General features: G+C 62.7%; 24 protein-coding genes and 1 riboswitch. Of the genes, 7 read left to right on the top strand and 17 right to left on the bottom strand.

What is annotated here, in order from left to right; translation table 11 throughout:
* Positions 1–2 precede the first annotated feature (2 nt).
* Positions 3–608: a TetR/AcrR family transcriptional regulator gene (locus tag LVY75_23680; GenBank protein ID XAZ21815.1), complete on the bottom strand. Its 606-nt coding sequence runs from the start codon at positions 606–608 to the stop codon at positions 3–5.
* 158 nt (positions 609–766) lie between these two features.
* Between LVY75_23680 and LVY75_23675 the strand changes: the two genes are divergently transcribed.
* Positions 767–1,525 (top strand): SDR family oxidoreductase, encoded by a 759-nt coding sequence (locus tag LVY75_23675; protein XAZ21814.1) that lies wholly within the window; start codon positions 767–769, stop codon positions 1,523–1,525.
* Positions 1,526–1,582: 57 nt separating this feature from the next.
* Here the strand turns inward: LVY75_23675 and LVY75_23670 are convergent, their stop codons facing one another.
* Positions 1,583–2,482 carry an SDR family oxidoreductase gene (locus LVY75_23670; protein XAZ21813.1) on the bottom strand — a complete coding sequence of 300 codons (900 nt, stop codon included), beginning with the start codon at positions 2,480–2,482 and terminating at the stop codon, positions 1,583–1,585.
* Positions 2,483–2,579: 97 nt separating this feature from the next.
* Between LVY75_23670 and LVY75_23665 the strand changes: the two genes are divergently transcribed.
* Positions 2,580–3,413 (top strand): helix-turn-helix transcriptional regulator, encoded by an 834-nt coding sequence (locus LVY75_23665; protein XAZ21812.1) that lies wholly within the window; start codon positions 2,580–2,582, stop codon positions 3,411–3,413.
* Here the strand turns inward: LVY75_23665 and LVY75_23660 are convergent.
* A complete protein-coding gene (locus LVY75_23660) occupies positions 3,410–4,528 on the bottom strand; it encodes a metallophosphoesterase (protein ID XAZ21811.1) in 1,119 nt (372 codons plus the stop codon). The two genes, LVY75_23665 and LVY75_23660, sit on opposite strands and share 4 nt — an antisense overlap.
* Positions 4,529–4,659: 131 nt before the next feature.
* On the bottom strand, positions 4,660–5,553 hold the full coding sequence (gene gcvA, locus LVY75_23655) for a transcriptional regulator GcvA (protein XAZ21810.1): 894 nt from the start codon (positions 5,551–5,553) through the stop codon (positions 4,660–4,662).
* A gap of 117 nt (positions 5,554–5,670) precedes the next feature.
* Between gcvA and LVY75_23650 the strand changes: the two genes are divergently transcribed.
* Together LVY75_23650 and LVY75_23645 are read left to right on the top strand one after the other, a co-directional pair.
* Positions 5,671–6,375 (top strand): SDR family oxidoreductase, encoded by a 705-nt coding sequence (locus LVY75_23650; protein ID XAZ21809.1) that lies wholly within the window; start codon positions 5,671–5,673, stop codon positions 6,373–6,375.
* Between the two features lie 123 nt (positions 6,376–6,498).
* Entirely contained in the window at positions 6,499–6,714 is a 216-nt protein-coding gene (locus LVY75_23645) for a hypothetical protein (GenBank protein ID XAZ21808.1), read from the top strand.
* Between the two features lie 46 nt (positions 6,715–6,760).
* Here the strand turns inward: LVY75_23645 and LVY75_23640 are convergent, their stop codons facing one another.
* The 6 genes from LVY75_23640 to aztD all read right to left on the bottom strand — a co-directional run bounded on the left by LVY75_23640 (position 6,761) and on the right by aztD (position 13,389).
* Positions 6,761–7,894, bottom strand: a complete 1,134-nt coding sequence (locus LVY75_23640; protein XAZ21807.1) for a transporter substrate-binding domain-containing protein — start codon at positions 7,892–7,894, stop codon at positions 6,761–6,763.
* 192 nt (positions 7,895–8,086) lie between these two features.
* A complete protein-coding gene (locus LVY75_23635) occupies positions 8,087–8,860 on the bottom strand; it encodes a methyltransferase domain-containing protein (GenBank protein XAZ21806.1) in 774 nt (257 codons plus the stop codon).
* Positions 8,861–8,863: 3 nt separating this feature from the next.
* Positions 8,864–9,628, bottom strand: a complete 765-nt coding sequence (locus LVY75_23630) for an ABC transporter ATP-binding protein (GenBank protein ID XAZ21805.1) — start codon at positions 9,626–9,628, stop codon at positions 8,864–8,866.
* Positions 9,625–10,665: an iron ABC transporter permease gene (locus LVY75_23625; protein XAZ21804.1), complete on the bottom strand. Its 1,041-nt coding sequence runs from the start codon at positions 10,663–10,665 to the stop codon at positions 9,625–9,627. The genes LVY75_23630 and LVY75_23625 overlap by 4 nt, the downstream gene beginning before the upstream one ends.
* Positions 10,662–11,678, bottom strand: coding sequence for an ABC transporter substrate-binding protein (locus LVY75_23620; GenBank protein ID XAZ21803.1), 1,017 nt, complete (start codon positions 11,676–11,678; stop codon positions 10,662–10,664). Before LVY75_23620 ends, LVY75_23625 begins: the two co-directional genes overlap by 4 nt.
* 170 nt (positions 11,679–11,848) lie before the next feature.
* Positions 11,849–12,099: riboswitch (cobalamin riboswitch) on the bottom strand.
* Between the two features lie 57 nt (positions 12,100–12,156).
* Positions 12,157–13,389, bottom strand: coding sequence for a metallochaperone AztD (gene aztD, locus LVY75_23615; protein ID XAZ21802.1), 1,233 nt, complete (start codon positions 13,387–13,389; stop codon positions 12,157–12,159).
* Positions 13,390–13,693: 304 nt separating this feature from the next.
* Between aztD and LVY75_23610 the strand changes: the two genes are divergently transcribed.
* Positions 13,694–14,752: an NAD(P)-dependent alcohol dehydrogenase gene (locus LVY75_23610; protein XAZ21801.1), complete on the top strand. Its 1,059-nt coding sequence runs from the start codon at positions 13,694–13,696 to the stop codon at positions 14,750–14,752.
* 6 nt (positions 14,753–14,758) lie between these two features.
* On the opposite strand, the gene LVY75_23605 is transcribed toward LVY75_23610, so the two are convergent.
* A complete protein-coding gene (locus tag LVY75_23605; GenBank protein XAZ21800.1) occupies positions 14,759–15,658 on the bottom strand; it encodes a LysR family transcriptional regulator in 900 nt (299 codons plus the stop codon).
* 175 nt (positions 15,659–15,833) lie between these two features.
* Here LVY75_23605 and LVY75_23600 point away from each other — a divergent pair, with 175 nt between their 5' ends.
* Both LVY75_23600 and LVY75_23595 read left to right on the top strand, forming a co-directional pair.
* On the top strand, positions 15,834–16,178 hold the full coding sequence (locus LVY75_23600; GenBank protein ID XAZ21799.1) for a YidB family protein: 345 nt from the start codon (positions 15,834–15,836) through the stop codon (positions 16,176–16,178).
* 79 nt (positions 16,179–16,257) lie between these two features.
* Positions 16,258–16,716, top strand: a complete 459-nt coding sequence (locus LVY75_23595; protein ID XAZ21798.1) for a hypothetical protein — start codon at positions 16,258–16,260, stop codon at positions 16,714–16,716.
* A 280-nt stretch (positions 16,717–16,996) separates the two neighbouring features.
* Here LVY75_23595 and LVY75_23590 read toward each other — a convergent pair whose 3' ends face one another.
* The 6 genes from LVY75_23590 to LVY75_23565 all read right to left on the bottom strand — a co-directional run bounded on the left by LVY75_23590 (position 16,997) and on the right by LVY75_23565 (position 20,491).
* Positions 16,997–17,716 carry a hypothetical protein gene (locus LVY75_23590; GenBank protein XAZ21797.1) on the bottom strand — a complete coding sequence of 240 codons (720 nt, stop codon included), beginning with the start codon at positions 17,714–17,716 and terminating at the stop codon, positions 16,997–16,999.
* Positions 17,717–17,743: 27 nt separating this feature from the next.
* Entirely contained in the window at positions 17,744–18,364 is a 621-nt protein-coding gene (locus tag LVY75_23585; GenBank protein ID XAZ21796.1) for an ATP-dependent Clp protease proteolytic subunit, read from the bottom strand.
* A gap of 47 nt (positions 18,365–18,411) precedes the next feature.
* Positions 18,412–18,783 carry an SRPBCC domain-containing protein gene (locus LVY75_23580; GenBank protein XAZ21795.1) on the bottom strand — a complete coding sequence of 124 codons (372 nt, stop codon included), beginning with the start codon at positions 18,781–18,783 and terminating at the stop codon, positions 18,412–18,414.
* Entirely contained in the window at positions 18,780–19,094 is a 315-nt protein-coding gene (locus LVY75_23575) for a metalloregulator ArsR/SmtB family transcription factor (GenBank protein XAZ21794.1), read from the bottom strand. The genes LVY75_23580 and LVY75_23575 overlap by 4 nt, the downstream gene beginning before the upstream one ends.
* A gap of 54 nt (positions 19,095–19,148) precedes the next feature.
* Positions 19,149–19,439, bottom strand: coding sequence for a hypothetical protein (locus tag LVY75_23570; GenBank protein XAZ21793.1), 291 nt, complete (start codon positions 19,437–19,439; stop codon positions 19,149–19,151).
* Positions 19,440–19,591: 152 nt separating this feature from the next.
* Complete coding sequence (locus LVY75_23565; protein ID XAZ21792.1) at positions 19,592–20,491, bottom strand: AraC family transcriptional regulator; 900 nt, start codon at positions 20,489–20,491, stop codon at positions 19,592–19,594.
* Between the last annotated feature and the right edge of the window lie 71 nt (positions 20,492–20,562).

Here is a 20,562-nt window from a genome sequence, read left to right as displayed (position 1 = left end):
GATCAATTTTCGGAAAAATTGGCATGACCTGTCGGCCAGGTGGATAGCGCCTGATCGGCAACGGCATTCAGCATCTCGCGGCTGAAGCCGGCCTTGGCCTGTACCGCCATGCCGTGGGTCATGGCCATGATGAATGCCGCAAGGGCTTCCGTATTGGCCGTTTCCGGCAGGTCGCCTTCCGCCTTCGCCCGCTCGAAGCGCTCCTGAAGCTGCGCCTGGCCAGCTGCGCGAAAATCGATCAGCGCCTGCCGTACCGGTTCGGCCTCGTCGGATCCTGCAACCGCGCCATTGATGCCAAGACAGCCCGTATGGTTGGGAAAGCGGGTATTGAGGTCAACCGCATTGTAGAGGATGTGGGCGGCGACCTCGCGTGAGGTCGGCAGTTTCAGCGCCACCGGGAGGTAATCCAGATAGCGCTCGGAATAGCGGTCCAGCGCCTTGCGGAAGAGGGCTTCCTTGTTGCCGAAGGCGGAATAGAGGGCGGGGCGCTCGATGCCGGCGGCCTCCGTCAGGTCAGCATAGGACGTGCCTTCGTAGCCCTTTCGCCAGAAGAGGCACAGGGCGGAATCGAGCACTTTTTCCACGTCAAATTCGCGATGGCGTCCCATCAGGTCAGTCCGGTCAATTTCATAACGACCGTTATTAAACTACTTGACACGCGTTGTCTACATTTCATACCAATCGTTACCGTAACGATCGTTACAGAAAAATGCGCAGCCTGCCGATGACGGCAGGCGGGCGCCTGGACGGGGTAGAAAGGACACTCATGTCTCAGATTTTGAAGGGAAAGGTCGCTCTCGTGACCGGTGGTTCGCGCGGACTTGGAGCGGCGACGGCGGAAGCGCTGGCCGATCAGGGCGCTGATGTTGCGATCAGCTACGTGGCCTCGGCCGGGAAGGCGGAGGCCGTGGTCGAGAGGCTGCGGGCGAAGGGTGTGCGGGCTCTGGCGATCCAGAGCGACCAGGCCGATACGGCCGCTGCCAAACCGCTGATCGACACGGTCATTGCCACTTTCGGCAAGCTCGACATCCTCGTCAACAATGCGGCGATCGCCGTACAGGGCAAGACGGTCGATGATCCCGAACTCGACGTGGTCAATCTCGACCGCCAATGGCAGACCAATGTGCTGGGGCCGGTGTCGGTGACGCGGGCGGCGGCTCCGGTGCTGTCCGATGGCGGCCGGATTCTCTTCATCGGTTCGCTGTTCGGTACACGCGTGCTGGTTCCGGGTGTCGCCGATTATGCCGGTACGAAGGCCGCGCTCATCGGCTATGCGAAGGGTGTGGCGCGCGATCTCGGCAGGCGCAACATCACCGTCAACGTCGTCCAGCCCGGCGTGATGCCGACCGACATGTCCGTCGAAGCGCTGGGAGACACCGTGCCCGACGCACTTCTCGACCTGCATCCCATCAGGCGCATTGCGACGCTTGAGGAGGTCTCCGCGCTCATCTGCCATCTGGCGGGGCCGCATGGCGGTTACATGAGTGGCGGCGTCATCGATGTCGCCGGCGGACTTGGGATCTGACGACTTGGAACGCTCTGCACCTGCGGGACTGAAAGGCCCCGCAGGTGCATTTGCGGCTCAGGCTGCGAGAGCGCCATAATCCATCGCGTCGAGATCGGCGATCAGGCCGGGTCCGACCGGGCTCCAGCCGAGGATGCGGCGGGTCTTTGCGCTGGAGGCCGGGAAGTCGAGGCCGGCGAAAATCGCCATCCAGCCGAAATGCTCGGCCGCCTTTTCCGGCGCGACCGAGATGACCGGCAGCTTCAGGCCGCGGCCGAGGGCTTCGGCGATCTCGCGGGTGGCGATGCCTTCTTCGGCAACGGCATTGTAGCGGGCGCCTGATACGGCTCTTTCGATGGCAAGCCGGTAGAGGAGGGCAACGTCCAGCAGGTGGCCGGCCGGGAAGCGGTTGCGGCCTTCGCCGACATAGCCGACAGCGCCATTCCGCCGGGCGATTTCGATGAGCGGGGAGACGAGGCCCTGCTTGAACGTGTTGTGAACCTGGGGAAGGCGCATGACCGAGACGTTGACGCCCTGGTCGAGAAGCGCATTGCCGGCCCGTTCGGACGCGATGCGCGGGTTGGGATGCTCGTCATTGAAGACGTCCTCGCTCGCGGGTTCGCCGAGATGGGCATTGCCGATGCCGGTGCCCGAGGTGATCAGCAGCGGGCGGTTGGTGCCCTTCAGCGCCTCGCCCATGGCGGCAATGACGCGGCTATCCTTCTGGCAATTCTCGACGAAGCGGGAGAAATCATGGTCGAAGGCCGTATGGATGACGGCATCGGCCTTTTCGACGCCGCGACGGACAGTCTCGGGTTCTTCCAGCACACCCTTGTGAGCTTCGACGCCTGCCTCTTCGAGCGCTTTGGCGCCGGCGTCAGAGCGGGTCATGCCGATGACATGATGGCCTGCCTTCAGGAGTTCGGGGACGATGGCCGAGCCGATGAAGCCAGTGGCGCCGGTGAGGAAAATGCGCATGTCGTGTCTCCTTATTGCGATGAAGCCCACTATTGCGCTATGTTTTATGCTGTTAAAGTAGTGACGTTATCCTATTATAATGGCTAACAGGAATATTATGAGCACTGACGTCAACTCCCTCGGCACCTTCCTTCGCGACCGCCGCTCGCGCCTCGATCCGGCTGTATTCGGTTTTTCCGGGCGACGGCGCACCCCGGGCTTGAGGCGGGAAGAGGTGGCACAGCGCGCCAATATAAGCCCGACCTGGTACACATGGCTGGAGCAGGGGCGGGGCGGAGCGGCATCGGCCGATGTCCTGAACCGGATCGCCAGTGGCCTGATGCTGACCGAGCCGGAGCGCGAGCATCTCTTCATCCTCGGCCTCGGCCGGCCGCCCGAGGTGCGCTACCGTGCAGTGGAGGGCATCAGCCCGCGCCTGCAACGGCTTCTCGATACGCTCGAGGTGAGCCCGGCGCTGGTGCGCACGGCGGCCTGGGATATCGTGGCGTGGAACCGCGCGGCGACCATCGTCATGACCGACTATGGCAAGCTTGCGCCTGATGACAGGAACGTCTTGCGCCTGCTGTTCTCCAATCCCGGCGTCCGTAACGTCCAGCACGACTGGGATGCCATGGCGCGTTTCGTCGTCGGGGCCTTCCGGGCGGATGCGGCGCGGGCGGGGGCGACCTCGGAAATAGCAGATCTGGTGGAGGAACTTTGCCGCACGAGCGCCGAGTTCAAGCGGATCTGGGAGGAGAACGAGGTGATCGCCCATGGCGAGGGAACCAAGCGGCTGAGACATCCCGTTCTCGGCGATATCGAGCTTGAATATTCCGGCTTTGCAATCGACGGCAGGCCGGATCTCAACATGGTCGTCTATAATCCCGTCGATCCGGATCTCGCCGAGCGTATTCGCCTGATGGTGAGAGACGCAAAACCCGAGCGGGATTAGGCGCGTCTGCGCAGCGTGAATACCGTCAGCTCCGAGGGCCGGCCGAGCCTCAGCGCAAAGCCCGGCCAGAGCGCGGTGCCGTTGTTGACATAGAGCTGCATGCCGCCGACGTGGTAGTGGCCGGAGACGAAACCGCCATTGGCGCGGGCGACCAGACGGTCGAGGCCGAACACCATGCCGCCATGGGTATGTCCCGACAGCTGCAGGGCAATGCCTCTCTTGGCGGTCTCGGCTGCCATTCTCGGCTGATGGTCGAGGAGGATGATCGGGGCTTCGGGCGGAGCGCCGTTCAATGCCGCGGCAAGGTCCGGGTTCGGCATGGTTCTGCCGAAAGCCGCAAGATCCGTCACGCCGGCAATGACGATGCGGCTCGCCTCGCGCTCGATGACGGCATGCTCATTCATCAGCATGCGCATGCCGAGACTGGCGTCGTGCTGCATCCACTCGTCGTAGCCGAAATAATATTCGTGATTGCCGGGGATGGCGAAGATGCCATCGGGAGCCTGAAGCTTCGCCAGGGGGGCGACATCCGCCCGCCGTTTTTCAAGGCGGCCGTCGATGAAATCGCCGGTCACGACGATCAGGTCGGTTTTCAGCTCATTGGCCCTCCTCACGAGGGTTTCGGCCCAGGAGGCCGGGAATAGGCGGCTGAGATGCAGGTCGGTCAATTGCAGCAGGCGGTAGCCCTCGAAGGCTTCGGGCAGGTCCCGGATCGAGATCTCGACATTTTTCACCGGCGGAATGCGCACGGCTCCGGCAACGCCGAAAGCGGCCAGACCGAAGGCTGCAAGCCCGATGATATAGCGGACTTCGGGGGGCACGGCCGGAAATCGGCCCTCCATGAGGGCAAGGACAAGCGACACGACATCGAGCGCGATCTGGAAGACGGCGAGCAGGAGCGTGGCGCCGAAGAGGAAATTCAGGACGATAATCAGCGGGCGCGGATATTCGGGCGCGAAGACGGAACCCGAGGATATACGGTTCAGCAGCACCTGCTGCGAGGCGATGAGGAGCAGGCCGGCAAGCAGGGCCTTGGCGGGCCAGATCCATGGCAGGGGGAGAATGAACCTGAGGACGACGACGAGCCAGGGGAGCCCGAGAACGAAATGGAACATCAAATAGGCCTGTGATTATCGATGCTTATCGGAGGCAATGAAGAGATTGAATCTGGTGTCTCCGGCGTTCTGCACAAGGGGTTCATCAGTTGATATGTTCGCCAGCCTGGCCCTGGCCCAGGCGCGAGTGCTCAGCCTGGCGTCTGCGCTTCGGCGAACAACCATCCGATCACGGTTTCCCGCGCGGCAGATTTCCGGTGGCGGGGCCAGACGAGGTAGATATCCGAAGGGCCGCGCAGCCTGGCTTCGAAGACACGCACCAGCCGGCCCCGGGCGAGGTCTTCGGTGACGAAACCGCCATTGGCAAGAACGATGCCCTGTCCGGCAATCGCCGCCTCGATGGCGTGCGCGGTCTGCGAAAAGCTGATGCCTTTGAAGGTGGGGCTGCTGCTGTTGGCGAGATGGCGCTCGACGAATTCCGGCCAGAGATTGTGAGCATCGTGCAGCAGCGGATAGGCCGAAAGCTCCTCGGCCGTGCGCGGCGGGTTGCGGCCGGCAAGCAGCAGCGGGCTGCAGACGGCGATGACCTCTTGTTCGAACAGAAGCTCGGCATTCAGCCCCGGTCCGAAGGGCGGACGGCCATAGCGGACGGCGAGATCGACGCCATCGGCGGCGAAATTCGAGATGCGCTCGGTCGCCAGGATATGCAGGTCGAGATCGGGATGCAGGGCGGTGAAGTCAGGCAGGCGCGGGATCAGCCATTTCGATGCAAAGGTCGGCGTCGTGCTGATGGTGAGCTTGATCGCCTGCGGCTTCAGCTCGTCTGTTGCGCGGGCGATGATCTCGAAGGCGCGCCTGATATCGGCGATGTAGCGTCTGCCCTCGGCCGTCAGCGCCAGCGTGCGGGGAAGCCGTTCGAACAGGGTCATGCCGAGTTGCGCCTCCAGCCCGCGGACCTGCTGGGCGACGGCGCCCTGCGTGACACCGAGCTCTTCGGCGGCGAGCCTGAAGTTGAGGTGTCGCGCGGCGACCTCGAAGGCTCTGAGGCCATTGAGGGAGGGAAGCTTTCCCGGGATATCGCTCATCGAGTAGTTTTTCTACTGGCAAAGAAGAGGAGAACTGTTTCGCGCTCGCGCAGTGAAAATGATACCCTCCGCGCAGACACCAATCAATCGACGATATCGTTTCAGGAGGGCACCGGCATGTCAGTAGAAAAAGTGGCTGTAATCACGGCAGGCGGCAGCGGCATGGGAGCCGAAAGCGCAAGACGCCTTGCGGCCGATGGCTACAAGGTCGCGATCCTGTCTTCATCCGGCAAGGGCGAGGCGCTTGCCAAGGAACTCGGCGGTGTCGGCGTGACCGGCTCCAACCAGTCGAACGACGATCTGAAGCGGCTGGTCGATGCCGCGATGGGCGCCTGGGGGCGCGTCGACGTTCTCGTCAACAGCGCCGGCCACGGGCCGCGCGCAGCGCTCAACGAGATCACCGACGAGCAGTGGCATACGGGCATGGACGTCTATCTGATGAACGTCATCCGCCCGGTGCGGCTGGTCACCCCGATCATGCAGGCGCAGAAGAAGGGCGCAATCGTCAATATCTCGACGGCCTGGGTCTTCGAGCCGTCAACGATGTTCCCGACTTCGGCGGTCTTCCGCGCCGGCCTTGCCGCCTATACCAAGCTCTTTGCCGACACCTATGCGGCCGAAAACATCCGCATGAACAACGTGCTGCCCGGCTGGATCGACAGCCTTCCGGCTACCGAGGCGCGACGCGAGACCGTGCCGATGCAGCGCTATGGCACGAGTGCGGAAGTGGCGGCGACCATCGCGTTTCTGGTGTCCGATGGGGCGGGGTATATTACCGGCCAGAGCCTGAAGGTGGATGGCGGGTTGATGCGGTCGGTTTGAGGGGACCGGATGGCGGACGGCTGGTTGTCGAGGGCAGGGTAGCTTGAACTATTCCGCTCTCAGCCTATTGTCAGGCGGTGGACATTGCGCCCATGCCCGCGACGATCGAGAAGGCCAGATGCCATGAACAAGTTCACCGTAACCATCACGCGAGAGATCGAGGCCGATACCGCCGAGGAGGCTGCGCTTCTCCTGTATCAGGAGCTTGCCAGGGACGCGGCGCCGCTTCGCTATCTGGTTGCCGATGAGACGAAGCGGACGCGGACTGTGACGCTCGATCGGGCAAAGGCGGATGAATTCGCAGCCGTCGATCACACTGCCGATCCGGGCAACTGGTAGGCGGGATGGCAAGTGCCGGGGCGGGGAGGGCCTCTCGCCCGGGCGATCATTTTTTCTCCCCGAGATACTGAAACAACGTCTCCTTCCACGCCTCGTCGTGGATCGCTTCGAGAATGGCGACATCGATAGGCTTGCGGTAGCGGCTGCCGGCGGGCATTGCCATGCCGTAGTTCTGTGGCTCGAAGACGGTGTCCAGTACTTGCACGCTGGTCGGAAACTGCTGTTCGGCCGTCCAGGCAAGCAGCGGCTTGTCATAGACGAAGGCATCGATCGAGCCTGATGTCAGCGCCCGGAAGCCGTCCTGCACATTGGCGAAATCCCGATGCCTGATGCGTTCGCCGTCGAGAAATCCTGTGGTCGCCGATCCCGACACGGCACCGACGCGTGCCCGCGGCAGGTCTTCTGCGCCGTTCACCAGTCCCCTGATCTGACGCGTCGTGAGCGCGGAGGTGACGCTTGCGGTGAAGACGGCGATGGTGATGATCGACATGACCATCCAGAGGATCGCGAGCGTTCGTCCTCCGAGCGTCTTAGGGCCGCGATGACCGGTACTTGCCTGCGTCATGGCTTCAGCCGACCACCAGATGCTCGCGCCGAGCCCCCTGGCGGCGCCGCCGCCGAAATCCTCGTTGTGGCGGTGCTCGAAGAGCCAGATCAAGGCGCCAACGGCCAGCGAGATGCCGATGAGGGCGCCGACCGCCTGCAGGAAACCGAGGGAAGTCATCGTCTGGGTGATCTCGTACCAGACGGAAGCGCTGTGGACGGAGACGGCGATGCCGAGGCCGGTATTGTAGAATGGCTGGGAGAAATCGACATTGCGCTCCCGGTCGGCCGTGATGGTGATGGCGGCGACGGAGAGATCGTAGTCGCCGCGCTTCGTCGCCTCGATCAGGCTCTGTACCGAGGGTTCCTCGACCAGCCGGTATTTGAGCCCGAGTTTTTCCGCGACCTGGCGCCAGAGTTCGATCGAGAGACCTGTCCAGCTGCCATCCGGTCCCTTCATGGCAAAGGGCGGAGCCTCCTTGGTGCCGACCACCAGTTCGCGGACCGGAAATTCGGGCGGGGCGGCAAACGCGTGCCGTGGGAAGGATCCGGCCAGACAAAGGAAAAACGCCAGAATGGCGAACGGCAGAGCGCGGCGCCTGCTTTTGCCGGATGAGGGCGCGGTGGTCTTTGCCATAACACCTTTCCCTTCCTGCATCAGGCGAACTGCCGCTTCGTTCGTGGATCATCCTGAACGGCTGACGGCGTCCGACAAGTACGCAACGGTAAATGCATCGATCATTTACGGTGGCGGGCATTCGGCACAGGCTGGTTTCAGATCTCGGCAAATCGCGACGCATCCAGAATGGACGTGCGGCAAATGCAGGCATCAGGGCCGCCGGCAGGCGAGGATGAAGCGGCGGTAGACGAGGGTTCGGAGCCTATTTCGGAGATTGGCATTCTTGCGCTGCGCCCTCGCGATCGGGGCGTGGGAGTGAAGCGCGATGTCCGTAAAGCCTACCGATCTCAAGAGCGGCAGCAGCATGTCGGGGCGGAGACCCTGGCCGAAGGGCAGGGCTGACATGATGCGGGCGTGGCGGGTGCTGAGCGCGCCGTCATAGTTCTTGTCGGCGCCGATGAGGCGGTCTATCCAGGAGATCAGCAGGCTGGCGATGCGGCCGGTCGGTTTCGGGCTTGCCCAGTCACCATCGAAGAAGAGCAACAGGCCGCCGGGCTTGAGGATGCGGAACCATTCGCGAAAGGTTTCCTGCGGCCGGGTCAGCGTCCAGACGAGGTGGCGGCAGATGATGGCGTCATAGCTCGCGTCCGGCTCCAGGGTGTTTTCGGCGTCTGCCAGGATGAAGCGCAGGCGCTCCTTGCCGGCGTGTTTGGCGCGGGCAACCTTCAGCATCGCTTCGGAGAAATCGAGGGCGGTGACGTCATGGCCTAGATCGTGGATCAGGCGCGTCACTTCGCCGGTGCCGCAGGCAAGTTCCAGCACGCGTTTCGGTTCGGGGCCGAGGGTATCGCGGATCGGCTTCTGCCAGGCGTCTGCCTCCGGGCCGGGGGCGATCCTGTGGCCGAAGGCGAGGTCGAAGGTTTCCGAGCGCTTCGACCAGTAGTCGCGGATTTCTTCCTTAAGATCGAAATTCACTCCATCCATGTCTTACCCCATCCGATACTGGATATGTGCGCGGCCATGCACGGGTGATTTTTCGATATGGGCGCGCACGCCGAAGACGCGGGCGATCAGCGCTTCTGTCAGCACCTCCTCGGGCGTGCCTGCGGCCACGACCTCGCCCTTCTGCAGCACGGCCAGGTGGTCGCAGAACATCGCTGCCAGATTGAGATCGTGCAGCGCGATGATGGAAGTGAGGCCGAGTTTGGCGACCAGCGCCAGGATATCGAGCTGGTGCTGGATATCGAGATGGTTGGTCGGCTCGTCGAGCAAGAGTTCGCTTGGGGTCTGGGCCAGCGCCCGGGCGATATGCACCCGTTGCCGCTCGCCGCCCGACAGTGTCTGCCAGAGCTGGCCGGCGCGTTCGCCCATATCGACGCGAGCGAGTGCTTCTTCGACCGCGGCATCGTCATCGGGTGCCCAGGAGGAGAGGAGGCCGCGATGCGGCGTGCGGCCGAGGCGGACGATATCGCGCACGGTGAGCTGCGTATCCGTCGTCGTCTGCTGCTCGACGAAAGCGATGCGGCGGGCAAGGGCGGCGCGCGAAAGGCCGGAGACATCATCGTCGCCGAGGCGGATGATGCCGGATCTGACTTGCCGCAGCCGGCAGATCAGGCGAAGCAGGCTGGATTTGCCGGAGCCGTTCGGCCCGAGCAGGCCGAGCACCTTGCCCTTTTCGACCGATATGCTGACGCCGTTGACGATGACGGTATTGCCGGCGGCATAGGTGACCTTGTCGACTGATATGCTCATGCGCTTCTCCGCACGCGATAGAGGATGATGGCGAAGGCCGGTGCGCCGAAAAGCGCGGTGACGACGCCGATCGGAAGGATCTGCTGCGGAATGATGATGCGCGAGACGATGTCGGCGCCGACCATGAAGATCGCCCCGCCAAGCGCTGTCGCCGGCAGCAGGCGGCCATGTGCGGGGCCGACGAGAAAGCGGGCGGCATGGGGAATGACGAGGCCGACGAAGCCGATTGAGCCCACCATGCTGACGACGCCTGCGGTCATCGCCGCTGTCACGCCGAGCAGGGTGAACTGTACGCGGCGCACTGCAATGCCGAGGGAGGCTGCGGCATCCGTGCCGAAGGCGAAGGCATCCAGTGCACGCACATGGGCAAGGCAGATCACGAAGCCTGTCAGTGCGACTGGCACGGAGAGATAGACATCCGGCCAGCGCACGCCGCTCAGCGACCCCAAGAGCCAGAAGAGCACGCCGCGGGCCTGTTCGGCATTGGCCGAGGTGGTGACGATGTAAGAGGTCAGCGCATTGAAGAGCTGCGAGCCCGCCACGCCGCAGAGAATGATGCGCTCGCTGGTGCCGCCCACACCGGCCGCCAGAATGCCGACCAGCAGGAAGGCGATGAGAGCGCCCATGAAGGCGCCGGCGGAGAGGCTGAGCACGCCATAGCCGAAGCCAAGGATCATGACGCAGACGGCCCCGGTGGAGGCGCCGGCCGAAATGCCGAGCACATAGGGCTCGGCGAGCGGATTGCGCAGCAGCGCCTGCAGCACCGTGCCGCACAGTGCCAGCGATGCGCCGGCACTGGCCGCCACCAGCGCGCGGCTGAGGCGGTAATCCCAGACGATGCCCTGATGGATGCGGCTGAGCTCGAATGCCGTGCCGAACAGGCGGTTGGAGACGGCTTCTGCCGTGGTGGCGAGCGGGATTGATATCTCGCCGATCGATACGGCGAGACTGATCATGATACCGAGCAGGAGGAGGGCGGCGATGGTGAGCGTGGCAAGCGCCCACCATGTCCTCTGTGGCGAAAGCGCCTGGCTCACTGGGCCAAACCGAAGGACTTGATGCCCTTTGCCAGCGTCTCGATGCCGTCGATGGTTCTGATCGTCGGGTTCATCGACTGCGCGTCCATCATGATGAAGCGTTTGTTCCTGACGGCATCGAGCTCTTTCGTAACCGGATCGTTTTCCAGGAAATCCACCTTCACCTTGGGATCATCGGCGGCATAGCGGCGGCGGTCCATGGTGGCGATGACGATGACGGCGGGATTGGCCTGCGCAATCGTTTCCCAGCCGACGAGGGGCCATTCCTCTTCCGTCGTGACGACGTTCTTCGCCCCGAGCGTCTTCAGGATATAGGCTGGCGCGCTGTTCTTGCCGGCGATGAAGGCATCGCCTTTCACTTCCTTGCTGGAGAACCAGAAGACGACCGGCAGGTTCTTGGCTGCTGCACCGGCAACGGAGGCCACGGCATCGGCCTCGCGCTTTTTCAGATCGGCGATGACAGCGTCGCCGCGGTCTTTCACGTCGAAGATCTCGGAGAGTTCGGCGATTTCCTGATAGATCAGGTGCATCGTGAACAGTTCCTTGCGCACGCCATCGCCGCCATCGGTATTGATCTTGGCGACGCAATCGGCCGGCGCGACATAGGTGTTGATGCCGAGATCCCCAAACTGCTCGCGCTTGCCGACGGAGCCTTGCGTGCCGACATGCCATTCGAATTCGGCAGCCACCAGATCGGGCTCCGCGCCGACGACGGATTCGAAGCTCGGGTCATTGTCGGCCAGCCGTTTGATCCTGCTGTTAACATCGGCATATTGCGGCAGGACCGGGCCGACCCAAACGGCCGTGCCGGCGATCTTGTCGGCAAGGCCGAGCGAGAACAGCACTTCGGTCATGCCCTGGCCGATCGAGACGATCCTGGCTGGCGCCTTTTCGAAGGTGACCTGCTGGCCGCAATTGGTGAGGGTGAGGGGATATTGGGTGGCGGCAAGTGCGGGCGCAGCAAAGCCGGCCAGCCCGAGCGCGAGGGAAAAGCTCTTCAGAAGCTGTCGCATGGAAAACTCTCGATCAAAGGAAAAGGGCTAGCGGATGCCGGCGCGCGAACGATGGCCAGCGAGCTGGAGGCTAGCGGCGGATCGTCCAATCGAGACGGATGGATGGCGGCAGGTGGGGAGGGATCTTGTCAATCATGTCTGCTCCTTGTCCGGGCATCCCCGCCCGGCTTGATTGGATCGTGATCGACGGCAGGTCTCCTGGCTCGCGAATATGTGCCGGTCATCTGCCTTCCCGCGAAATCGCAGTGGCACGGCCCTGAGGCCGAGGGCGTGATCGCTGAAGCGATCAACCCCGAGATCGACAATCCGCTTACAGTTGCGGGGGCAGCCACGGTCTCGGTCCCTCTTGGGTCGTCCTCACCGTGTTCCCTATTATTCCCCTCGGAGTTCTCTTCGGGGAACCGTCGCCTCGATCTATGACGCCGCCATGGGCGACGTCAAGCGCCGGAATGCGAAGTGTGTCGGGTCCAAGGCCGCCTTAGTGACTGGCGCCCGAGCCGCCGGCGGCGACAAGCGCGAAGGGCTGGCCCTCGACGGGGATCGTACGCACCTCCTTCAGCGTCTGCGTGCTGACGAGGCGAATCAAGCTGTGGCGAGGATCGGTGATGGCGATATCATCGCCGGCAACGGCCAGCCGCGGGCGGGCATCGCGCCAATGGCCATCCTTGCTGTAGGGCTCGGTCACGGTTTGCGATCTGACGATCTCGCCCTTGACCGTATCGAGCAGATGCAGCCTGCCGTCTTCGGTGAGGATATAGGCATTCTGGAACTTTTCCGGATCGAGCGCAAAATCGACGCGCCGTGTCGGAAGGTCGATGAGGCGGTAGGGCGCCTCGGTGCTGTCAGGATCGATCAGTACCACCTTATCCTCCCCGTAATTGCCGAGGAAGAACTGCATCGAGCGGCCGCCGAGCAGCGTCGAGACCTTGCCCCGCGGCAGCGATGCGCCATAGGCGAGCATTTCCACGCTCGGGCCTTTCGCGCCGCCGGGGCGGGCGATGAGCACGCCTTCCTCGCAACCGAAGGCGACGAGGCGGGCGGAGGTCGCCTCGCCATGCAGGCCGGTGCAGGGCGCGACATCGCCGATCTGCCGGCCATCCCGGTCGAGCACCCGCAGGCCAAGGCGCGGCGGCAGTTCGCCCTCCTTGACCGGCGCCTGCATGTTCGGCGCCGAGACCAGCAGGTGATTGCCCATCGGCACCGCGACGCCATGATGGGCCGCGATGGTGTTGACAGCCTTCGGCTCCGGCTTTTCCTGCAGCAGGCTGCTTTCCTTCAGGAGATCGAAGCGGTCGGTGCGATCATAGAAGATCGCCACGTCATCGCCATTCGTCACCACATGGCCCGGCTTCTCGCCCTTTATTGTCGTGCCGATCAGCTTGGGTGGCGCCACCTCGAGATCGCGATGCTCTCCATGATCGGAAAGGGCAATGCCGGTATCGATGACGTGAACGACATTCTCTTCGCCCTGGACGGCAAAGACCGTGCGCCCGGTCTCGCTCAGCGACAGGGCGGCATAACCCTTGAGATCGAAGCGACCGATCTGTCTCCCGCTCGCAAGATCGATGGCGTGGACGACCGGCAGGCTGTGATCAGCCACGAAAAGCCGCCAACTCTCATGCTGTTCCTCCTCGGCGCGGGAAGCCGATGGCAAGGTGGCGGATGTGAGCGCAGTGGCGACTGCGAAGATAGCGAAACGGTGCCGGGACATGAAATCTCCTTTAATGTAATAACATTACATCACCGTTGTTATAAAGTTACATTTGCCTTGTCCAGTCGCGATTATCGGATTTTTGAGAAATTGGGGGCGCCGGCCTTGTTCGATGTCTGGCCGGCTTTTCATCATGACCGGATAGCGGTGTATGACGCAGGCCATCGATAAGCGATTGCTGAGCCCGGCTCACAAGCCTTTCCCGCATTCCTCGTCTAATCCGGATAATCCATCGACGCTATATCCCATCCGGCACAGCTTCCGGTGCCCGTCAGCATTCAATAGCCTTGCAGGGGATAAACCATTGAGAACATCAGCATTTGCCGCAACCGATGCGAATACGCCGTTGCAACCTTTCTCCTTCGATCGCCGGGACCTGCGTCCCGAGGACGTGGCGATCGATATTCTCTATTGCGGCGTCTGCCATACGGACCTGCACATGGCCCGCAACGATTGGGGCTTTTCGGCCTATCCGGTCGTGCCGGGCCATGAGATTGTCGGGCGGGTGTCTGCCGTCGGGAGTGCGGTTTCACGCTTCAAGGCGGGCGACAATGTTGCCGTCGGCACGATCGTCGACAGCTGCATGGAGTGCCCCAACTGCCGGCGCAACGAAGAGCAGATGTGCTACAAGGGCGTGACCGTCACCTATAACGGCCAGGACCGGGTGACGGGCGAGACCACCTATGGCGGCTATTCAGACCATATCGTCGTGCGCGAGGAATTCGTTCTCAGCGTGCCCGACGGGCTGGACCTTTCGCGGGTCGGGCCGCTGCTCTGTGCCGGGATTACCACCTATTCGCCACTGCGCACGTGGAATGTCGGCCCTGGCAGCCGGGTGGGCGTGATCGGGCTTGGCGGGCTCGGGCATCTCGCCGTCAAGTTCGCTTCGGCGCTGGGTGCCGAGGTGACTGTTCTGACGCGCTCGGCTGACAAGGCCGCGACGGCGCGCGAACTCGGTGCCGACAAGGTGCTGCTGTCGACCGATGCCAAGGCGATGGAAGCTGCCGCCTTCGCCTTCGACGTGATCATCGATACCGTGCCTTACGAGCATGATCTCGGCCCCTATCTCGACACACTCGATTCCGACGGCACGCTGGTCATTGCCGGCTCGCTGGTTGATACGCCGAAATTCAGCAATCTGCCGCTGATCAGCGGGCGTCGGCGCATTGCCGGCACGCCGAGCGGCGGGATCAGGCAGACGCAGGAAATGCTGGATTTCTGCGGCCGCAAGAACATCCTGCCCGAATGCGAGATGATTGCCATGGGCGATATCGCCAAAGCCTTCGAGCGGCTGGAGCGCGGCGATGTGCGCTACCGTTTCGTTGTCGACATGGCAACGATGCCGGCGGCGCAGGCGGCCTGACGTCGCTCACCGTTTCGGAATGGCGCGCAGCGCTTCCACGAAGACAGAAAGGGCCGGTGGCATCTGTCGCCGGCTCGGATAATAGATGGAATAGCCGGTGAATGGCGGGCAATAGTCTTCCAGCACACGGATCAGCCGGCCGCTTTTGATATGCTCGGCGGTAAAATCCTCGAAGACATAGACGAGGCCGGAGCCTGACAGCGCCGCTTCGATCATCATGTCCGAATCGTTGACCATGAAGCTGCCGGAGACCTTCACTTCGATATCGCGGCCGTCCTCGGTGAATTCCCAGGCATAGGCGCCCCCTACAGAGGTCATGTAATAGGTCACGCAATCGTGGTCGGCGAGGTCGCGCGGGGTTTTCGGTATCGGGTGGCGGGCGAAATAATCGGGCGAGCCGACGATCGCCGCGCGGATATCCGGCCCGATGCGCAGGCCCACCATATCCTTGTCGATGCGTTCGCCGAAGCGAATGCCGGCATCGAAGCGCGAGGCGACGATATCCTCGAACCGGTCGCCGATGATGAGCTCCACGCGGATATCCGGATAGGTGCGGTGAAACGCCGGCAGGATCGGCATGACGAGCGATGTCGCGGCATGTTTGCCCGCGGTGATGCGCACGGTGCCGGAGGGCTTTTCCCTGAGATCGCCGAGTTCCTGCAGGCCGCGATTGATCTCGGCAAAAGCGGGCTGGAGGGTCAGGAGCAGGCGCTCGCCAGCCTCTGTCGTGGCCACGCTACGGGTGGTGCGGGCAAGAAGGCGCATGCCGAGCCGCTCCTCCAGCTGGCGCATCATGTGGCTGAGACCGGAGGAGGAGATGCCGAGCCGGGCGGCGGCCCTGGTGAAGCTGCGCTCCTCGGCAACGATGAGGAAGGCGGCGAGATCATCGAAATCGTGACGCTTCATTGCTGATCTGTCTTCAGGAGTGAAAGGGAATGCGGCGGCTGCCTCACATATTTAGGGCAGGGGCGAGGGTGCCTGCAAGATCGGCGCCGGTGCGACCCTTGGTCCTGCAAATCCGCAATGACAGTAATTTGACTTCGTGCTAATGTAGAATCTACTGATGGTCGGAGGAGCAACCATGAGTATTTTCGATGGCTTAGGCGGCGTTCTCTCTGATGTGCTTGCCGGCAGGCAAGTCGATTACGTCGCAGTTGCAACCAGAATATTCGACAATGCCGGCGGCCTGCAGGGCATTGTCTCCCAACTCAATTCGGCGGGTCTCGGCCAGCAGGTTTCATCCTGGATCGGCACCGGCCACAATCTCCCGGTATCGGCAGAACAGATCGAGGCGGCCTTGTCCTCCGATCAGCTGCGCGACCTTGCCGCCAAGTTCGGCGTCAACACCGACGAGGTCTCCAAGCTACTTGCCGAGCATCTGCCGCAAGCGGTCGATGCGGCAACGCCCAATGGTACCGTTTCGTAAGCCTGGAAGATGCGGGGCCACGGTGATGCGCGGCCCCGATGACGTGCGTGCCTTGACTGCCCCCAACCGAGGATATCCCATGATTGCGAGATTGCTTGTGCCCGCTTCCGCCGGAGCGTTGATTGCCGCCGCCTTCTTCGTCTCCCCGGCCTCCGCGCTGACCATGAAGGAATGCAGCGCCAAATATCAGACGGCCAAGGCCGATGGCTCGGCCAAGGACATGAAGTGGAACGATTTCCGGGCGAAATTCTGCGGCGCGGATGCGGCCGCTGAAGATGCCGCCGATGACAAGGCAGTCGCCGCAACCACGGACAAAGAGCCCGCAAAGGCGACGATGAAGGCGCCCAAGGGCGTGACCATGCCGAAGGCGATCGACAAGAAATATGCAAGCGAAACGCCTGCCAAGGGCCGGCTGCATACCTGCGTCGACAGCTACCATGCCAACAAGGATGCCGGCACGCTCAACGATCTGAAGTGGATCCAGAAGGGCGGCGGGTATTGGAGCCTTTGCAATACGGCGCTGAAGGCTGGGACTTGAGGCTGTCCAGATAGGCCGGTGTGCGCGTTTGCGCGGGATGATTGTCGGCTTTGTCCCGTGTGGCACCCCCCTCTGTCCTGCCGGACATCTCCCCCACAAGGGGGGAGATCGACAAGCGGCGTGACCTTCGCACATCTCTGACGTTGCGCCGATTGCAATGCTTGTTGTTTGGGGAAATTCGAACTCCCAGCCAATCTCCCCCCTTGTGGGGGAGATGCCCGGCAGGGCAGAGGGGGGTGCCCCGGATTGCCGTCCGTCGCTGCACCTCTGCCTTACGCCCCTAGTTCAACGTCATGCGTCTTTTACAATAGCGCTGTCGCTGCGTCTCAAACGACTCCAGTCGGTCGAGGATGAAATCGTCTTCCTGCGGCACGGTTTCGCGAATTTTCAGAGCTGGCTCTCCGTCACGCAAGAGTTGAGCGATAGACAGGGTGCGAAGCCCTCGTTTCAGCTCCGACGATTGCCATCTCTTGAAAGTCGTCGCCGTCGTTCCAGCCTCGACAAGGCGAGTGACGTGATCGAACCTTTCATCGGCGGTCGTAACCGCCCACCCGAGTGCCATGTTTCGCACGAGGAGATCGTAATCGGACATGCACGCTGCAAGGCTGTGCGCAATTCCATCATTGTAGATGAGTGTGTTTCTTACGAAGCTGATGAAGGCCCGTCGTGCCCAGCCGAGCGGGTCGCCTCCCAGTTCTTCGACCGCCGCATTCAGATCGGTATCGTCGGGATAATCGACATCGAAAAGGCAGGATATCCCGTAGGCCTGCGTTGGCGAATGATTGGATTTCAGGAGATCGACGAGATGTTTGACGTCGATACCATTGCTCCACCTCTTCAGAAGGCATTGAAAGATATCGTAGGCGAGGCTTTCATCGTTTCGGAGGCGAAGAAGTTCCTCTGTCTCAAGCAGAGAAAGATCAGGTTTCATTTTGGAAACCGGCTCTGATGCCGTTATGTTGAACGCGCCATCGCTAGCAGGCAAGCCCGGCGCGGGCAAGCCTTCCGCTCGCCCTGCCTTCGGCGGTCATAGCGGCATGGTCTCCGCGGTCTCGTCGCGTTGCTGCAGGATGCGGTCGATCAGGCCCCATTCCAGGGCTTCCTCTGCCGTCATGAAGCGGTCGCGATCCATGGCGTTCTCGAACTCATCATAGGATCGCCCGCAATGCTCGGCGTAGAGGCCGGTCATGCGCAGCTTGATCTTCCGGATTTCCTCGGCATGGATGAAGATATCGGAAGCCTGTCCCTGGAAGCCGCCGAGGGGCTGGTGGATGAGGATGCTGGCATTGGGCAGTGCCGCCCTCTCGCCCGGCTGGCCGGCCATCAGCAGGAAGGAGCCCATCGAGCGCGCCGTTCCCATGCAGAGCGTGTGCACCGGCGCGCGGATGAAGCGCATCGTGTCATACATGGCAAAGCCGCTGGTGACGACGCCGCCCGGCGAGTTGATATAGAGATTGATCGGCTTCTTCGGGTTTTCCGCTTCGAGGAACAGAAGCTGGGCGCAGACGAGGGCGGAGACCGTGTCGTTGATCTCGCCGTTCAGGAAGATGATCCGCTCGCGCAGGAGGCGGGAGTAAATGTCGAAGGATCGCTCCCCTCGGGAGGATTGTTCTACGACCATAGGGACGAGTTGCATCGCTTCGCGCATCGGCGAACTCCAATTTTCCGGTGATTGATGGGGAGAGGCCTGCCGCGTCAGGCGGCGAGCATCATGGTCCGGCTGTTGCCGTTGGCGACCGATTTCCTCAGCTGCTCGACAGTGGCGCCGGTCAGCTCGTGGACGATCCGCAGACTGGTTCCGCCGGCTGCATTCGGCGCGATCGTGAAGGTGACTGTGCTTTCGAGGTAGGGCGGGGCATCGTCGCGCAATCGGTAGCGGATTTCCTTGCCCGGCGTCTCCGAGACGGATTGGGGCTCGGCAAGCGCTTCCTTCGGCAGCCATTTCTCGCGGAATTCCGCAATGCTGATCGCCCGCCAGACCTTTTCCGGCGGCGCATCCAGCTCGTATTTCTGTTCGAACCCGGTTTGCGGCGCCCTGGCCTGTATCTCGGCCTTCATCTCATTCATTGGTCCATATCCTTCAGCAAGAGCTTCAGAGCATCGATACGGGCTGGCCAGTAGGCGCGGTATTTCGCCAGCCATTGGGCGATGAGGGCAAGCCCCTCGGGATCGACCTCGTAATTCACGAAACGGCCCTCCTTCTGTTCGCGCACCAGCCGTGCCGACCGCAGCACCGCGAGATGCTGGGACATGGCCGGCTGGCTGATATCCATGCCCTGGCGAAGGGCGCTGGCATTCATGCTGCCGTTCGCCAGCTTTTCGAAGATCGTGCGGCGGGTAGGGTCGGCGAGCGCGCGAAAGATATCATGTTCCATCATGACAACACATAAGCACACACTTATGCGATTCGCAAGAGGGCCGCATGGACAGGCTCACTCAGCGCGGTGCAGCTTCTGTCTTGCGACATCCAGAATTTCCTCTGCCATCTCTTCGCTGGTCGCGATGCGCGCCAAGGTCAGCGCGCCGACGAGCGTGGCGAAGGCGGCTATTCCCTTGCGGCGGATGGCCCTGGTGCCGGAGGGGCCGGAGCGGGCGAGTTCGCTGCCGAGGGAGGAGATGGGGCAGGAGGGTACGGCCTTGCCGCCGGCGCGGGTGCCTTCGATATAGGCATTGACGGCCTCGTCGAAGCCAGCCTCGCCGATGACGATCGAGGCCTTTGTCACCCAAAACCGCGCGGTTTTCGAGCCGACGGCCTAGGGCCTGCGGTCAATCGGGCCAAGCATCGCTTCCGGCGAGGTAAAGCCGCCGGGAAGTTTGCCGCGGTCGTGCCCAACAAGCCCGGTCGCTCGAGCGGCGCTGGCCGCTGGAGCCGAACTCAAGCGACCACGGCCAGGCCGGGCGAAGCGCGGAGGCGGGCTATGTCGCGCGCCGGTGGCTCGCCAAAGTGGCGGCGATATTCGCGACTGAACTGCGAAGGGCTCTCGTAACCGACGAGGAAGGCCGCAGTCGCGATGTCCATGTCCTGGACCAGCATCAGGCTGCGCGCGTCCTGCAGACGGAGCTGCTTCTGGAATTGCAGCGGCGTCATCGCCGTTACAGCGCGGAAGTGCTCGTGCAGGCTTGATGGACTCATGCCGACTTCCGCGGCAAGCCGCTCGATGCTGAAGCGTTCCCGGAAATTCTGCCCGATCCAGGCGATGGCGCGGCCGACCTGGGCCACACGACCCTGGCTGGAGGTGATGTAGCGCATCCTGGCGCCATCAGGGCCGGCAAGCAGGCGATAGAGAATTTCCTGCTCGGCAAGCGGCCCGAGCACGGGCAGCGCCGCCGGATCGTCGAGCAGGCGCAACAGGCGCAGCGCCGCGTCGAGCAGGCCGGCGCCGGCGTCGGACACGGTCTTGCCGATGGGCTGGAAGGGCGTTCCCGGCGGTGGTGGCACGCGCAAGGCCAACTCCCCCAGCATGACCGGATCGAAATCGATGAACAGGCAGAGATAGGGCTTGTCAGGCGTCGCCTCGACAACCTGGCCCGTCACCGGCAAGTCGTAGGTCACGATCCCGTAGCGGCCCGGTGCGTATCTGAACACGTGGCTGCCCAGCGTGACCTCCTTTTGCCCCTGAGCGACGAGACACAGTTGCGGCCGGTAAACATTCGGCATCGGCATCGTCACCGTGGAGGATCGAGCAAGCGTCACACGTTCGATCGGGGTGGCGTGGAAGCCATCCTTCGAGACGTGCCGGGCAATCAACGCGGAGATTTCGGTCAGTATGTCCATATGGCGACCATTGCATATGCGCGGAAGGGCGGCAATGCGAGCAGCGGCTTCTGGAGGATTGGGCAGTAATC

It is taken from the genome of Sinorhizobium sp. B11, assembly GCA_039725955.1.
Taxonomy (GTDB): domain Bacteria; phylum Pseudomonadota; class Alphaproteobacteria; order Rhizobiales; family Rhizobiaceae; genus Rhizobium.
The sequence above is the reverse complement of the archived record's forward strand: the minus strand, read 5'-3'. Positions and strand labels throughout refer to the sequence as shown.

Bases quoted from the DNA above. Each gene is read 5' to 3' on its own strand.
- LVY75_23680 (XAZ21815.1), bottom strand. From the start codon at position 608: ATGGGACGCCATCGCGAATTTGACGTGGAAAAAGTGCTCGATTCCGCC.
- LVY75_23675 (XAZ21814.1), top strand. From the start codon at position 767: ATGTCTCAGATTTTGAAGGGAAAGGTCGCTCTCGTGACCGGTGGTTCG.
- LVY75_23670 (XAZ21813.1), bottom strand. From the start codon at position 2,482: ATGCGCATTTTCCTCACCGGCGCCACTGGCTTCATCGGCTCGGCCATC.
- LVY75_23665 (XAZ21812.1), top strand. From the start codon at position 2,580: ATGAGCACTGACGTCAACTCCCTCGGCACCTTCCTTCGCGACCGCCGC.
- LVY75_23660 (XAZ21811.1), bottom strand. From the start codon at position 4,528: ATGTTCCATTTCGTTCTCGGGCTCCCCTGGCTCGTCGTCGTCCTCAGG.
- gcvA (XAZ21810.1), bottom strand. From the start codon at position 5,553: ATGAGCGATATCCCGGGAAAGCTTCCCTCCCTCAATGGCCTCAGAGCC.
- LVY75_23650 (XAZ21809.1), top strand. From the start codon at position 5,671: ATGTCAGTAGAAAAAGTGGCTGTAATCACGGCAGGCGGCAGCGGCATG.
- LVY75_23645 (XAZ21808.1), top strand. From the start codon at position 6,499: ATGAACAAGTTCACCGTAACCATCACGCGAGAGATCGAGGCCGATACC.
- LVY75_23640 (XAZ21807.1), bottom strand. From the start codon at position 7,894: ATGGCAAAGACCACCGCGCCCTCATCCGGCAAAAGCAGGCGCCGCGCT.
- LVY75_23635 (XAZ21806.1), bottom strand. From the start codon at position 8,860: ATGGATGGAGTGAATTTCGATCTTAAGGAAGAAATCCGCGACTACTGG.
- LVY75_23630 (XAZ21805.1), bottom strand. From the start codon at position 9,628: ATGAGCATATCAGTCGACAAGGTCACCTATGCCGCCGGCAATACCGTC.
- LVY75_23620 (XAZ21803.1), bottom strand. From the start codon at position 11,678: ATGCGACAGCTTCTGAAGAGCTTTTCCCTCGCGCTCGGGCTGGCCGGC.
- aztD (XAZ21802.1), bottom strand. From the start codon at position 13,389: ATGTCCCGGCACCGTTTCGCTATCTTCGCAGTCGCCACTGCGCTCACA.
- LVY75_23605 (XAZ21800.1), bottom strand. From the start codon at position 15,658: ATGAAGCGTCACGATTTCGATGATCTCGCCGCCTTCCTCATCGTTGCC.
- LVY75_23600 (XAZ21799.1), top strand. From the start codon at position 15,834: ATGAGTATTTTCGATGGCTTAGGCGGCGTTCTCTCTGATGTGCTTGCC.
- LVY75_23595 (XAZ21798.1), top strand. From the start codon at position 16,258: ATGATTGCGAGATTGCTTGTGCCCGCTTCCGCCGGAGCGTTGATTGCC.
- LVY75_23585 (XAZ21796.1), bottom strand. From the start codon at position 18,364: ATGCGCGAAGCGATGCAACTCGTCCCTATGGTCGTAGAACAATCCTCC.
- LVY75_23580 (XAZ21795.1), bottom strand. From the start codon at position 18,783: ATGAATGAGATGAAGGCCGAGATACAGGCCAGGGCGCCGCAAACCGGG.
- LVY75_23575 (XAZ21794.1), bottom strand. From the start codon at position 19,094: ATGATGGAACATGATATCTTTCGCGCGCTCGCCGACCCTACCCGCCGC.
- LVY75_23565 (XAZ21792.1), bottom strand. From the start codon at position 20,491: ATGGACATACTGACCGAAATCTCCGCGTTGATTGCCCGGCACGTCTCG.